General features: G+C 40.3%; 14 protein-coding genes. 10 read left to right on the top strand and 4 right to left on the bottom strand.

Features of this window, described 5'->3' with window-relative positions:
- Window positions 1–26: 26 nt before the first annotated feature.
- Genes R2S08_RS26615 through yihA form a run of 4 tightly spaced genes read right to left on the bottom strand, consistent with a single transcriptional unit; the run spans window position 27 to window position 5,259 of the window.
- Window positions 27–1,976, bottom strand: coding sequence for an amino acid permease (locus tag R2S08_RS26615; protein ID WP_316837970.1), 1,950 nt, complete (start codon window positions 1,974–1,976; stop codon window positions 27–29).
- Between the two features lie 52 nt (window positions 1,977–2,028).
- Window positions 2,029–3,744, bottom strand: coding sequence for a M3 family oligoendopeptidase (locus R2S08_RS26610; RefSeq protein WP_316837969.1), 1,716 nt, complete (start codon window positions 3,742–3,744; stop codon window positions 2,029–2,031).
- An 11-nt stretch (window positions 3,745–3,755) separates the two neighbouring features.
- Entirely contained in the window at window positions 3,756–4,616 is an 861-nt protein-coding gene (locus R2S08_RS26605; protein ID WP_316837968.1) for a UbiA-like polyprenyltransferase, read from the bottom strand.
- Between the two features lie 7 nt (window positions 4,617–4,623).
- Window positions 4,624–5,259, bottom strand: a complete 636-nt coding sequence (gene yihA / locus R2S08_RS26600; protein ID WP_133778767.1) for a ribosome biogenesis GTP-binding protein YihA/YsxC — start codon at window positions 5,257–5,259, stop codon at window positions 4,624–4,626.
- A gap of 44 nt (window positions 5,260–5,303) precedes the next feature.
- Here yihA and ubiE point away from each other — a divergent pair, with 44 nt between their 5' ends.
- The 10 genes from ubiE (at window position 5,304) to bamA (ending at window position 14,772) form a co-directional block, all read left to right on the top strand.
- Window positions 5,304–6,035 (top strand): bifunctional demethylmenaquinone methyltransferase/2-methoxy-6-polyprenyl-1,4-benzoquinol methylase UbiE, encoded by a 732-nt coding sequence (ubiE, locus tag R2S08_RS26595; protein WP_316837967.1) that lies wholly within the window; start codon window positions 5,304–5,306, stop codon window positions 6,033–6,035.
- Window positions 6,032–6,805 (top strand): outer membrane beta-barrel protein, encoded by a 774-nt coding sequence (locus R2S08_RS26590; protein WP_316837966.1) that lies wholly within the window; start codon window positions 6,032–6,034, stop codon window positions 6,803–6,805. The genes ubiE and R2S08_RS26590 overlap by 4 nt, the downstream gene beginning before the upstream one ends.
- A gap of 46 nt (window positions 6,806–6,851) precedes the next feature.
- The gene (locus R2S08_RS26585) at window positions 6,852–7,619 is read left to right on the top strand and encodes an SDR family oxidoreductase (RefSeq protein WP_316837965.1); all 768 of its coding nucleotides are present in this window, start codon (window positions 6,852–6,854) and stop codon (window positions 7,617–7,619) included.
- Window positions 7,616–8,062: a GatB/YqeY domain-containing protein gene (locus tag R2S08_RS26580; RefSeq protein ID WP_316837964.1), complete on the top strand. Its 447-nt coding sequence runs from the start codon at window positions 7,616–7,618 to the stop codon at window positions 8,060–8,062. The genes R2S08_RS26585 and R2S08_RS26580 overlap by 4 nt, the downstream gene beginning before the upstream one ends.
- A 105-nt stretch (window positions 8,063–8,167) precedes the next feature.
- Window positions 8,168–8,932 carry an alpha/beta hydrolase gene (locus R2S08_RS26575; RefSeq protein ID WP_316837963.1) on the top strand — a complete coding sequence of 255 codons (765 nt, stop codon included), beginning with the start codon at window positions 8,168–8,170 and terminating at the stop codon, window positions 8,930–8,932.
- Window positions 8,932–9,594 (top strand): CBS domain-containing protein, encoded by a 663-nt coding sequence (locus tag R2S08_RS26570; RefSeq protein ID WP_316837962.1) that lies wholly within the window; start codon window positions 8,932–8,934, stop codon window positions 9,592–9,594. Before R2S08_RS26575 ends, R2S08_RS26570 begins: the two co-directional genes overlap by 1 nt.
- A 55-nt stretch (window positions 9,595–9,649) precedes the next feature.
- On the top strand, window positions 9,650–10,531 hold the full coding sequence (locus R2S08_RS26565; RefSeq protein ID WP_316837987.1) for an NAD kinase: 882 nt from the start codon (window positions 9,650–9,652) through the stop codon (window positions 10,529–10,531).
- A gap of 1 nt (window position 10,532) precedes the next feature.
- Window positions 10,533–11,312, top strand: a complete 780-nt coding sequence (locus tag R2S08_RS26560) for a DUF6089 family protein (protein ID WP_316837961.1) — start codon at window positions 10,533–10,535, stop codon at window positions 11,310–11,312.
- Between the two features lie 95 nt (window positions 11,313–11,407).
- A complete protein-coding gene (locus R2S08_RS26555) occupies window positions 11,408–12,148 on the top strand; it encodes an isoprenyl transferase (RefSeq protein ID WP_133778759.1) in 741 nt (246 codons plus the stop codon).
- Window positions 12,149–12,261: 113 nt separating this feature from the next.
- Complete coding sequence (gene bamA, locus R2S08_RS26550) at window positions 12,262–14,772, top strand: outer membrane protein assembly factor BamA (protein WP_316837960.1); 2,511 nt, start codon at window positions 12,262–12,264, stop codon at window positions 14,770–14,772.

Here is a 14,772-nt window from a genome sequence, read left to right as displayed (position 1 = left end):
GATGATAAGGCCATCCTCTTCTTTTTTTACTTATTTTGAAGGTTAAGTTTGCTGTGTTTAAATCCATACAAGAAATAAACAACCAATCCGACAACCAGCCAGATGCCAAAGCCGATCCAATTGGAGATACCCAGTTCACACATCATATACAAGCAGCAGATTAAGCCCAGAACAGGGATTAATGACAGGTTTTTTGTTATACAATAATAGCAAATGAAGATACAGATAAAAAAGAAGATCCACATTGGGATTTTGTGTTTAAACAGGCTCCAGCCGCTTTCATATTTCTTGTTTGCAGATATAGAAGTCTGATCTACAAATTTTTGATAATCTTCTGCAGACAGGTTGCCGAGATAAGCTTCCGCGTCTATGTCTTTCCCGCTAAGCTGCGAGGCACTTTGCGTAGTTTTGATCTGGTTTTGTACCGACTGTAATTCTTCTTTGTTTAGAGAGGTAATCAGGCTGATCGGCTCCTGTACTTTAGGTGTATTGTATAGAAAATCACTGCTTTCTTTTTTGTATTTGGTAAAGGCCAATACAAGGAGAGCAACGGCGACAACCGGTATAATGTATTTGGAATTGGCATAAGGGATTTTAAATTTTCCCCTTTTCACATCGGGTTTGTTTTGTAGTACAAGCACACCGGTACAAACCAGAACAAAGGCAAAAAGGGTACCTATCGAGCAGAGGTCTGTGACGATGGTCAGGTTCATAAACAAAGAAGGAACAGCAACCACAAATCCGACAACGATAGTTGCAAAAGATGGGGTTTTGTATTTGGGATGAATCCTTGAAAAGGATTTTGGAAGCAAACCGTCGCGGCTCATGCTCATCCAGATTCTTGGCTGGCCCATCTGGAACACCAACAATACACTAGCCATGGCAAATACGGCACTCACGGCGATAATTCCACTCATTAGTTTCAGGTTAATGTGATCAAACACGAAAGCTAAAGGATCTCCTACGGCCAGTTGACTATAATTTACAATGCCTGTTAATACCAGAGCAATGGCTACATATAATATGGTACATATGATAATAGCCCACATCATGCCTTTTGGAAGGTCGCGCTGCGGATTCTTGCATTCTTCTGCAGTTGTAGAAATGGCATCAAATCCGATATAGGCAAAAAACACAGCAGATACCCCTTTGAGGACACCACTCACCCCATTGGGGGCAAAGGGGTTCCAGTTGTTGGTGTCGACATAAAAGATGCCCACAGACAGCACCAGAAGAATTACAGCCAGTTTGACAACGACCATTGCGTTGCTGGCATTCCTTGATTCTTTCATGCCTCTGTATACCAGCCAGGTAATAAAAATGATAATACCCAATGCCGGAAGATCTGCAACCACATGGAAATTGCCAATTCTCGGCGCAGTGATCCAGGCGTTATTGGCCAGTTTGGTTGCTTCGTCCAGATTGGTATAGCTTTTACCCGCATTGATTAACGCTTCCGCATGTTTATGCCCGTTAAAAGCAGTCAGATAATCCATGGTCATCCAGTCTGGCAGATGAATCCCTGTAATTCCTAATGCCGGTATATGTATAGAGGCAAGCAAACTGGTAAAGTAATCTGACCAGGATATGGCAACAGTGATGTTCCCAATGGCATATTCCATAATCAGGGACCAGCCAATGATCCAGGCCACCAGCTCCCCGAAAGCTACATAAGAATAGGTGTATGCACTCCCTGAAACCGGTACCATAGAGGCAAACTCTGCATAGGCAAAGGCTGCAAAGCTACAGGCCACGGCTGTAAAAATAAAAAGAAAGATTACTGCCGGGCCACCATCTGCACTGGCTTTTCCAATGGTACTGAAAATACCAGCTCCAATAATGGCTGCTATGCCGAAAGCTGTTAAATCTCTTACGCCTAATGTTTTGTGTAGGTGTGAGCCATGATCACCATATCCTTTTTCTGCATCTTCCAGTATTTTGGTGATGGATTTTTTTCTAAATAGCTTTTCAAACATAAGTTAGTGGTTAGTCTGGTTGTTTTCTCAAACTTATAAATTAGGATTGAAACTAAGCTAATTTGTCCAGTTCATTTTTTACAAAGGTGGCCAATTCATTAATGTATTTTGAACTGAAATCGAATTTGATCCCTGCAGTTTCATAAATCTCGTTCATTGGTTTGGTATAACCCAGCGCCAATGCATCAAGATATTGCTGCAGTGCTTTTTCAGGCTGCTCTTTGAAATTTTTCCAGATGGCTATGGCTCCTAATTGTGCAATAGCATACTCTATATAGTAAAATGGTACCTCAAAAAGGTGCAATTGCTTTTGCCAGATATTTTTAAATTCGGCTTCCTGTCCTTCCCAATTAGAGAAACCTGCACCAAAGCGTTTGTAAATTTGCTGGAAAGCTTCCTCTCTGTCGGCCGCATTATGGGTAGGATTGGTATAGATCCAGTGCTGGAACTGATCAATAACCGCTACCCATGGAAGTGTTTTTAATACATCCAGTAATTGCTCTTTTTTTGCTCTTATGAGGTCTTCCTCCTTGTCGAAATAAACATCCCAATGATCCATTGACATCAGCTCCATACTCATAGAGGCCAGTTCTGCAACTTCTGAAGGACAATGTTTAAAATCGTTCAGTTCCAGATTTGCCGTCAAAAAAGTATGTACAGCATGTCCGCCTTCATGAACCATTGTGGTAAGGTCGCGCAGGGAGTTTGCAGAGTTCATAAAGATAAAAGGTGCTCCGGTTTCAGCAAGGGGATAATTGTAGCCACCAGGTGCTTTTCCTTTTCTGCTCTCTACGTCAAACAGGTTATTTGCTTTCATAATGGCAAGCATTTGTCCTAGTTTTGGATCTATAGCGTTAAAGCATTCGATGCTTTTGTCAATCAGTTCCTGTCCATTTTTGAAAGGCTTAAGAGCCGGCTTTCCGCTGGTACTTACTTCCTGGTCCCAGGGTTTAAGTACTTCAAGACCCAATAAATGTGCCCGGTTTTCTGCCTGCTCTTTGAGTATTGGAACAATTTCCTTTTCAATGGCTTCATGGAAATCATAACAATCTTTAGGGGTGTAATCAAACCTTCCAAGAGCCTGGAACATGTAATCACGGTAATTTTCGAAGCCTGCATTTAGCGCCACCTGGTTGCGCATAGCCACCAATTCGTCAAATAACAGATTTAAGGTGTCTTTGTCTACCAGACGACGTTGCTGAATGGTTTTCCAGGCCTCTTCGCGTACAGTTCTGCTGGTGTCTTTCAGAAAATTGGAAGCTTGTTCCAGGGTATATTCCTGGTCATTGAGAATTACACTCATCGCACCGGTTACAGACTGGTATTTCTGCTGGGCAACCTGTAATTTGGTGAAAAGTTCAATGTTTTCTTCTCTGTATATTTCCAGGGCTTTTCTCACTGCTCTCAGGTAAACAAAGTATTTGTCTTTATCTAACTCATCTATATAAGCGCTGGCTACAAGCTTTTGGTTCAGCTGGTTGGCCAGAGGAGCTATTTTTGGTTCTATTTCGGTAGCAAAGTATTGAAAATCCTTCACCAGATCTTCGTTGGCAGTATCGCAGCTCATTTTGATATACCTCCAGGCGAAATCCTCTTCGAGTGCGGCCTCAAGTTCGCTTTTGTCTTTTAACCATTGTTCAAGTGCTGCTGCATTGTCTATCTGCCGGGCAAGAAGTTCGTCGAAAATAGGAGATAGGTTATCCCATTTTATATCCAGTTCCTGCGGAATATAATGTCTGTTTTTTGTAGGTATGGTCAAGTTAATCATAGATTCTAAAATTAAAAATGAGTTCTTATAAAGGTATCCACTAAAAAGCAAAGGGCAAATATCACCGAAGCGAATCCATTGGTGGTTGCAAATGCTTTGTTTACTTTGCTGATGTCATTTGGTTTCACCAGCAGGTGTTGATAGATCAGCATAAAGCAGAAGAATGCAACTCCAATATAGTAGACCCAGCTAAAGGGAACGAAAAAGATCGGGAGTATAACGCACAGCGCAGAAAAAATGTGTAGGACCACAGATAAATTCAATGCCCGGCGGATACCTAATGCGGCAGGAATGGAATGTAGTTTTTCTTCTTTATCAAAGTCTTCATCCTGCAAGGCATAGATAATATCAAAACCACTTACCCAGAACAGCACTGCAAAAGAATAGAGTACAGGAACCAGGCTAAAGTGACCGGTTACCGCAATATAAGCACCAATGGGGGCCAGGGAGAGACCTAGACCAAGGACCATATGACACAACGCCGTAATCCTCTTGGTGTAACTATAAAATAATACGACAAATAAGGCTACAGGTGAAAGATAAAAACAAAGCTTATTAATGAAAGCAGTGGCGATCATAAATAAGATGCAATTAATGATCACAAAGATCAGGGCTTCATTAGCAGAAACTTTACCCGCGGGAATATCCCTCATTTTAGTTCGGGGGTTTTTAGCGTCGATATTTCTGTCCAGATATCGGTTAAAGGCCATTGCAGAATTTCTGGCAAAGACCATGCAAAGCAAAACCAATACAAACAGCAGCCAATGAAAGGGCGTATTTGTTGTTGTGATGCCCAGGAAAAATCCGATGAGTGCAAATGGTAGTGCAAAAACCGAGTGTGCGAAAAGCACGAGTGAAAAATACTTCTTCATAAAGTTTTTATTGTTGGGAATTCTCTTTTGCGCTCAGGTCCGGCATGACAAAGTCATGATTTACTTGTTCAATAAAATGGAGTACTTCATCTCTTCCCTGTGCCTTTTCTGCAGAGGTGATTACATATGGCGGGATTTCTTCGAACCACCCGCTCAGTGACTTTTTGAACTGGGCTACATTCTGATCTGTTTTTACCGCAGATTGTTTATCCGCTTTGGTAAAGATCAGTGCAAAAGGAATTTGACATTCGCCGAGCCAGCAGCAAAATTCCAGATCAATTTTTTGAGGTTCCAGGCGGCTGTCTATTAAAACAAATACGCACTGAAGGCTTTCTCTTTTAGTGATGTAGTGGCGGATAAATTTCTCCCACTTCTCACGGCTGTTCTTGGATACTTTAGCGTATCCATAACCAGGTAAATCGACAATATACCACTTCTCGTTGATCAGGAAATGGTTGATAAGCTGGGTTTTTCCAGGTCTCTGGGAAGTTTTTGCCAGGCCATGCTGGTTGACCAGCATGTTAATTAATGAAGACTTTCCTACGTTTGAGCGCCCAATAAATGCATATTCGGGCATATTTGCAATAGGCAAAGCCGAAACCTTGGTATTACTGCAAATGAATGTTGCTGATTTTATAATCATTTTACAAAGGTAGAAAATTAGTTACTTATCTTTGTTGCACAACCATGAATGAAAAAATAACCCCATACCAGTCAGAATCTGCTACTAAGAAGGAGCAGGTTGCAGATATGTTTAACAATATCTCTAAAACCTATGATTTCCTGAACCATTTTCTTTCCCTTGGAATAGATATTATTTGGCGCAAAAGGGCGATCAGGGAACTGAAATCTGTTCAGCCAAAGCTGATGCTTGATGTGGCTACAGGAACAGGCGATTTTGCATTTGAAGCCATTAAGATCCTGAATCCGGAGCGGATCATTGGGGTAGATATTTCTGCAGGTATGCTGGAAGTGGCCCGTAAAAAAATTGAAGAACGTCAGTTGGGTGGCATATATTCTGTGAAAATTGGGGATTCTGAAAAACTGCAGTTTGAAGACGATCATTTTGATGCAATCACTGTTGCTTATGGCGTTCGTAATTATGAGAATCTGGAAAAAGGAATGGCGGATATGCTCAGGGTGTTGAAGCCCGGAGGCAAAATCGTTGTGCTGGAATTCTCGAAACCACAAACATTTCCAGTTAAACAGGGATATAATTTTTACTTTCAGCATATTCTTCCGGTATTCGGTAAGATTTTTTCTAAAGATGCAAGAGCTTATACTTATCTTCCAGAATCGGTAAACGCCTTTCCTGATGGCAAAGCATTTACTGACCTGATGGATAGGCTGGGATTTAAAGAAACAAAACATATTTCGTTAACATTTGGAATAAGTTCAATATATACAGGGATTAAATGATCAGAAAACTATTTTTAATGGCTTCCTGTTTATTCATCTGCAGCTTCGCTAAAGCCCAGAACTGGGGTGGCGGGGTAGATGACGATGCCATTCATTTTGGTTTTACCTTTCAATATTTGTCCTCTCAATACAAAGTGTTTAAAAAAGCAGAGTGGCGGCAGCCTTTCTATGAAGTACAGGGACCTAATGATACCTCTCCTGGCACATCTACTCAAATCACACCCGGGCTAAAATCCATAACTGCGAAATCTTCTCCTGGCTTTGGCGTTGGGTTTGTTGTGAACACCAGGCTGAGCGAACATGCAGATGTCCGTTTTACGCCAATTCTGATTTTTAATGATCGTTTGCTCGATTACGAATATGAGTCACCAGCAGTACCAGTTCCTAATTCTCTGCCGTTCAAAGAGCAGAAAGTGCAGGCTACAATGGTGGAAATTCCACTTGGTCTCAAAGTGAAGTCTGACCGTCTTAACAATTTCAGGGCTTATTTATTGGGTGGGGCTAAGTATTCTATGGATATTTCTTCTGCCAAAAAAACGAATGATCAAGGCAATGCGGCCATTGATAAGTTTCTGAAAAACCGTAAGGGATATTTTTCTTACGAGGCAGGGATTGGCTTTGATCTTTATTTTGAATACTTTAAAATGTCTCCCGAAATTAAATATTCCTCCTCCTTCGGAAGTGTCTTAAAACAGGACAACAATGCCTATTCAACCCCTATAGACAAGCTCATGTTGCGTCATGTAACATTCAGTTTATTCTTTGAATAGTGTTTAGGCTCATTATATTTATATTTTTGTAGGATAAACTAAAGCGATGAATTCAAAAATTGCATTAATAACAGGCGCAACTTCAGGTATAGGTAAGGCTTGTGCAACCTTGTTTGCCCAGCAAGGTTATAAACTTATCCTTTTGGCGAGACGTTCAGAAATTCTGGAAAAGCTTTCTTTACACCTTGAGGATAAATATGCGGTAGAAGTACAGGCATTAGTGCTTGATGTGCGGGAAAACGAAGCTTTAATCAAAGGACTGGAAGCCTTGCCGGAAGCCTGGAAAAAAGTGGATGTTTTGATCAATAATGCCGGACTAAGTCAAGGGCTTGATCCTATAGATCAGGGTAATACTGATGATTGGGACAGGATGATCGACACCAATGTTAAAGGCCTGCTGTATATGTCGAGGATCGTTTCCAACTGGATGATCGCTGCCGGAAAAGGCCATATTATAAATATTGGTTCTATTGCAGGTAAGGAAGTTTATCCAAATGGAAATGTATACTGTGCGACCAAGCATGCCGTTGATGCATTAAATAAGGGAATGAGAATAGATCTGCTTCCCCATGGTATTAAAGTGACGGCAATAAATCCGGGTATGGTGGAAACAGAATTCTCTCTTGTGCGTTTTAAAGGAGATGAAGAAAGGGCCAAAAATGTGTATAAAGGACTGGAGCCACTACTTGCCCAGGATATTGCTGATGCCATATGGTTTGCGGTAAGCCGTCCGGCACATGTTAATATTAATGATATGCTGATCATGCCTACGGCGCAGGCAACAGGAACTATAATTAAGAAACAAAATTTATGATATCAAATACGATTGATCAGGAAATAAAAAAAGCAATGCTTGCTAAGGATCAAGCGCAACTGAGAGGCTTGAGAGCTATCAAAGCTGCTTTATTGCTGGCTAAAACAGAAAAGGGTTCTGCAGAAGAGATTACAGAAGATACGGAAATAAAAATTCTTCAAAAATTGATTAAGCAGCGTAAAGAATCCTCGGATATCTATAAACAGCAAGGCCGTGCAGATCTTGCTCAGGTTGAAGATGAAGAAATTGATGTGATTGGCCAATTCTTGCCTAAACAGCTTGAAAAAGCCGAAGTAGAAGAAATAATTTCTAAAATTATCGCCGCTGCCGGAGCAGGTTCCATGAAAGATATGGGGAAGGTTATTGGTTTGGCTAATAAAGAGTTAGCAGGTAAAGCGGATGGTAAACTTATTGCTGAAATTGTTAAATCACAATTGGCATAAATTGTGTTAAAAATAAGAAGGATTGTTTTAAAAAAAATTAATCCTTTATTATTGCCTTAAATTAACTTATGTCTACTAACTTAGTAGCACATCCACATAAAAAATATGAAGTACGAAGTAATAGAAGATAATGGGTTTAAATACATAGAGGCAGGAGAGGGCGAAACTCTGGTATTACTTCATGGTTTGATGGGTGAACTGAGCAACTGGGAACAAACGATAGATTATTTTAAAGAAAACTATCGTGTACTGGTGCCTATCCTTCCGATTTATGAGCTGCCCATCCTTACGCTGGGGGTGAAAAGTTTATCTAAACATCTCCACCGTTTTTTAAAACACAAAGGTTTGGAACAGACCGTATTGGTAGGGAATTCCCTGGGTGGTCATGTGGGCCTTGTTTTTACGGCCGCCCATCAGGAGCATGTGAAGGCTCTGGTACTTACAGGAAGTTCAGGTCTGTATGAGAATGCTTTTGGAGGATCTTTCCCAAGAAGAGAAAGTTATGATTACATCCGTGAGAAGGTAGAATTTACATTTTATGATCCTGCAACAGCTACAAAAGAACTGGTTGATGAGGTTTTTAAAACTGTAAACGACCGCTCCAGAGTAATACGTATTCTTGCGCTGGCAAAGTCTGCAATCAGGCACAACATGGCCAAAGAATTGTCTAAGATTACCATACCTGTATCTCTAATCTGGGGCAGGCAGGATAAAGTGACTCCGCCGGATGTTGCAGAAGAGTTTTACGAATTATTACCTAATTCTGAACTGAACTGGGTAGATAAATGTGGGCATGCCCCAATGATGGAGCAGCCTGAAGTTTTTAATGAATTTCTGAATACTTTTTTAAACCGCATATTGCTGAAGTAATGTTTGCCTCTGAACTCATATCGAATGCGATCCCGCCTTTAAGAACTTCTGATACTGTTCAGAAGGCGCTTGATCGTTTGTCTGAGTTCAAACTGTATCATTTGCCTATTGTAAATGAAACTCAGTTTCTTGGATTGGTGGCTGAGGAAGAACTAATTGAAGTAAGGGATGTTGAACAAGCAATTGGTAGTTTGTCCTTGGCAATCCTCAATCCATTTGTCTATCAGGATTCTCATATATATGATGTGATCCGGCTTTTTGATCAACTCAAATTATCTGTTTTGCCCGTATTGGATTATAGTAAGAACTATCTGGGTGTGATTTCAGTGCACAGTCTTATCGGGTATTCTGCAGAGATTTATGCTGTTAAAGAACCTGGAGGTGTTATTGTGCTGGAGATCAGTAACCGCAATAATTCTTTATCTCATATGGCGCAGATCGTAGAGGCTGATAATGCCCAGATCCTGTCTTCCTATGTACAGTCTTTTCCTGATTCTACCAAACTGGAGGTGACCCTAAAAATTAATAAGACCGAGTTATCTGGCATCATTTCCTCCTTTGAAAGGTATAATTACATCGTTAAGGCTGTTTTTAACAGCACTTCTACTGATCAGGGAACTGAAGATCGCTATAACTCTTTTATGAACTATTTAAACGTATAATGAAAACAGCAGCTTACGCTAAGCTCATTTTTATGATAAAACCGGTACTTTCATGATGAAGATTGCAATCTACGGAAGGGAATTCAACAACACAGTATTGCCTTATGTTCAGGATGTCTTTGATGTTCTTTCCCTGTATAATGTGGATGCTCTGGTCTATGAAAAGTATCATCACTTTATCTCAGATAAAGTGAAATTAAATGCGAAGATCACGACATTTAAGGAAAATGCAGAACTGATTGGCCAGGCAGACGTACTGATCAGTTTAGGTGGCGACGGAACTATGCTGGATACCCTTGCGCTTGTCCGTGATTCGGGCATACCGGTGATCGGAATTAATTTTGGACGTCTTGGTTTTCTGGCGAGTATAAATAAAGATGAGATTAAAAAAGCAATTGAGGCTTTGTTAAACCAACAGTACGCACTGGACAGTCGGAGTTTACTGAGCCTGGAGTCTAAACTCCATCTTTTTGGAGAAGAGAATTTTGCGTTGAATGACATCACCATTCACCGGAGGGACAATTCTGCGATGATGCTGATCCATGCCTATATGAATGAAGAGTTTATCAACTCTTACTGGGCAGACGGGCTGATCATTGCGACTTCTACTGGCTCCACCGCCTATTCTCTGAGTTGCGGAGGGCCAATTATTCTTCCCAGTTCACAAAGCTTTGTCATTACACCCATTGCACCACATAATTTAAATGTACGTCCGCTTATTGTGCCGGATAATGTAACTTTAACTTTTGAAGTGGAGGCCAGAAGTGCGAAATTCCTGGTATCCTGTGATTCCAGGACAGTAACAGTAGACCGTTCCGTTAAAATCAGTATTAAAAAGGCGAGTTTTGATGTCAATCTGGTCAGACTGAACAATGAGAGCTATCTGACCACCTTAAGAAATAAATTGCTTTGGGGAATAGACACCCGGAATTATTAGAATGAAATTTAAATCACTGTTGCTCCATTTTATATTGATCCTGATGTCTGCGTCAGGAGCCAGAGCTCAGGCTTGGGAAGTAGGGCTTGGTGCTGGTGCAGCAGGCTATATGGGCGATCTTAATCCGGATAACCCCTTGAAAGTTACAGGTATGTCTGCCGGGGTTTTTGCGAAACTTAATTTTAATTCACATTGGGCTCTTGGACTCCATTATAACTATGGACGGATCAGTGGAGATGATTCACAATCTTCCAACGCAGATTTCAAGGACAGAAATCTGAAATTTTATACCCCTCTTAATGAAGTGAGTGCACAGGTTGATTTTAACTTTTTTGACTATTTCGCGGGGGGAGGAAGAAAAAATTTTACGCCGTATATCTATGCAGGACTTGGGGGTGTTATTTTTAATCCCAGAATCAAAATAAATGGGGAGGCAAGAGATTTGAGGCTGTATAAAACAGAGGGGCAGAGTACACCCTATAGAAATTATGCGATCAGTATTCCTTATGGAGCAGGAGTAAAGTTTAATTTTAATTCCAACTGGAGCTTTTTCTCCCAGGTGGGTTATAGAACAGCCTATACCGATTATCTGGATGATGTGAGCGGGGTATATAAATATCCGGTTCAGGGAGATGATTATATGCACATCTTCCTGGCTGATCCATCAGGACACAGGCCACCAGGCAGTCAAAGGGGAGATTCAAGAAAAAGAGATACCTATATGTTTATGCAAATTGGAATCTCGTATACATTTTTATCCGAAAAATGTTTTACCTTTTAGCATGATTTTCATATAAATAGACTAATAATCATAGAAAATTTTACCTTTGTGTCCCAAAAATGTTAGACTTTTGGGGATCATTTTCATATAGTTAGATGGGATTTAAAGAACAAATTGACCTTACGCGTTTACCTGAGCACATTGCGATTATAATGGATGGTAACGGGAGATGGGCAAAAAATCAGGGTAAGTTCAGGGTTTTCGGACATGAAAATGGGGTGTTATCTGTAAAAGATATTGTAGAAGGATGTGCAGATATTGGAGTTAAATATCTAACGATCTATGCCTTTTCCAAAGAAAACTGGAACCGTCCCGCAGAAGAAGTTAATGCACTCATGGAGATTTTCATTTCTACCATTAACCAGGAAACACCAAGACTTACGGCGAATAATATCAGGCTGAATGCTATAGGTGATACGTCATCGTTGCCGCAGAAATGTATTGACGATCTGAAGGATGCCATGGACAAAACGGCGCACAATACGCGCTGTACTTTAACCATCGCATTAAGCTATAGTGCAAAATGGGAAATTGTAGATGCTGCAAAAAAATTAGCCCAAAAAGTACTGGACAAAGAGATCGGAATTGAAGATATAACGGAAGAGAATTTTTCTTCTCAGTTAAGTACATACAATATTCCTGATCCCGAACTGATGATCAGGACAAGTGGAGAACATAGGATCAGTAATTTTTTACTGTGGCAAATGGCTTACACCGAATTATATTTTACAGAAACCTTATGGCCCGACTTCAGGCGGGAAGACCTGTTTGAAGCTATTGTAGACTACCAGAAACGCGAAAGACGCTTTGGCAAAATTAGTGAGCAATTGAACTAATTTTACTTTTAACACTTTTTAACATGTGTTTAAATTAACTTAGCGACGATTTTAGATTGTAAATGAAAAGAATATACCAACTTATATTATTGTTATTGTTCGGGTTACCAACAATGGCACAGATCACACGCCCTTCCAATCCTGCAACACCTTCATTGAAAGTCAGTGGATTGGATATGGACTACTTTAATCCAAAAGAGTATGTTATTGGAGGTACAACATTAACCGGAGCGAAATATCTGGATAAGGATGTAATTATCACCTTATCCAAACTGATCAAAGGAGAGCACATTACACTTCCAGGTGAGGCTACTGGTAATGCGATTAAAAACCTCTGGGCACAGGGCTTGTTCGATGATATTAAATTGGATATTACGAAACTTGATCTGGATACGGTATACTTTGAGATAGAGGTTGTTGAACGTCCGCGTTTAAGTTCTTTTGAGCTTGTTGGCTTAAGCAAATCTCAAAAAACCGATATCATGGAAAAGCTTAATGCCAAAACCGGAAAGACAGTTGTGAATGAAAACCTGTACAATACAACTACAGGGACCATTACCAAATTCTTGTCTGAAAAAGGCTATTTCTTCACCAAAGTGAATTACAAGACCAAGCCCGATCCTACTCAGGAAAACAACGTTATCCTGGTGGTAGATGTGGAGAAAGGCCGTAAGGTAAAGGTGCATGAGATCAACTTTGAAGGTAATAAAGTTTTCAGTGATGCCAAGCTGCGTAAGTTTTTAAAGAAAACGAAGCAACAGGCATTTTATAAGATCTTTGGCTCAGGAAAGTTTAACAAGACGAAATACGAAGAAGATAAACTTAAATTCATTGCAAAAATGCAGGAACGGGGTTATCGGGATGCGGCTATTGTAAAGGATAGTATCTACCAGTACAGTGATAAGGCAGTGGGTATTAAGATAGATGTTTTTGAGGGACCTAAATATTACTTTGGTAACATTAGCTGGGTTGGAAATGCTAAATATGAAACCAAACTTTTGGAGAAAGTACTAAGCATTGAAAAAGGTGAAGTATTCAGTGAAGAAAAACTGGAGAAAAGATTAAGAGGAACCGGAAATAGCGATGATGTTTCCAGTATCTATTTGAATGATGGTTATCTGACCTTTAATGTTGATCCGGTACAAACTAAAATTCACGGCGACACAGTTGATCTGGAAATGCGTATTTACGAAGGACCTCAGTATACAAATAACCGTATTACGGTAAAAGGAAATACCATTACCAATGACAGGGTTGTACTGAGAGATGTGAGAACAAGACCAGGAGAGAAATTTTCAAAGGAACAATTGGTGAGAACGGTGAGAGAGATTGGGCAACTGGGTAATTTTGATGAGTCTAAAACTGTACCTACTCCGAAACCAAACCCGGCAGACGGAACGGTTGATATTGAATATGCCGTAGAAGAAAAGCCATCAGATCAGATTGAATTGTCAGGAGGTTTTGGTGGTGGACGTATCATCGGTACACTTGGATTGACTTTCAATAACTTCTCTTTAAGAAACTTGTTTAATCTTAAAGCGTATAAACCACTTCCAAAAGGAGACGGGCAGAAGTTGAGCCTACGTGGTCAAACCAATGGTAAACAATACCAGTCGTATAGCTTCTCGTTCACTGAACCATGGTTAGGTGGTAAAAAACCGGTAAGTTTTGGATTGAGTGCTTTTACCTCTCTTTCTTCCAATGGTGGAACCGGAATCTATGGTGTGGATGAATCCAGTCCTCAATATTCTAAAATTCGCTTAAACGGGGTAACTGTAAGTTTGGGTAGAAGGTTAAACTGGCCGGATAACTATTTCCAGTTAACTCACTCTGTTAACATACAACAGTATATTCTGAACAATTATCCTGGGTACAAATTCAGCACAGGTACTTCTTACAACTTTAACTTAACGCAGGAGCTGAGCAGGGATTCAAGGGATTCCCCTATATTCCCAACTGCAGGATCTTATTTCCGTTTTACAGTTCAGGCAACACCTCCGTATTCTTTATTGAATAATGTTAACTATGCAACTGCATCAGATAAACAGCGTTATAAATTTACGGAATACCATAAATGGAAATTTGAAGGTCAGTGGTTCCAAAGAATTGCAGGTAAACTTATTCTGATGTCTCAGGCACAGTTTGGTTTCCTTGGAGAGTACAATAAAGCGGTTGGACAATCAGCATTTGAGCGTTTCAAATTGGGTGGTGATGGTATGCAGGGCTTTGACTTCTTACAAGGATCTGAAATTATTAAAATGCGTGGATATGCGAACAATGCCGTAATCCCGGTAGGTTCTGATCCAACGATTGCACAAAATTCAGGTAGCCCAATTTTTACAAAGTATGTACTGGAATTAAGATATCCGGTTATTGCAAGTCAGCAGGCAACTGCTTATATTGTGGGCTTTGCTGAGGGCGGTAATACCTGGAACAAGTTCAGTGACTACAATCCTTTTAACATAAGAAGGTCTGCAGGTATTGGAGCTCGGATATTTTTACCGATATTTGGGATGTTAGGTATTGATTATGGACATGCGTTTGACAAGATTCCTGGAGTACAGGATAATGGTAGACAAAACTTCACTTTCAGTATCGCACAGCAATTGGGAGGATTTCAATAA

It is taken from the genome of Pedobacter nutrimenti, assembly GCF_032678445.1.
Classification (GTDB): Bacteria; Bacteroidota; Bacteroidia; order Sphingobacteriales; family Sphingobacteriaceae; genus Pedobacter; species Pedobacter nutrimenti_A.
This window is presented reverse-complemented; position numbering and strand designations above follow the sequence as displayed.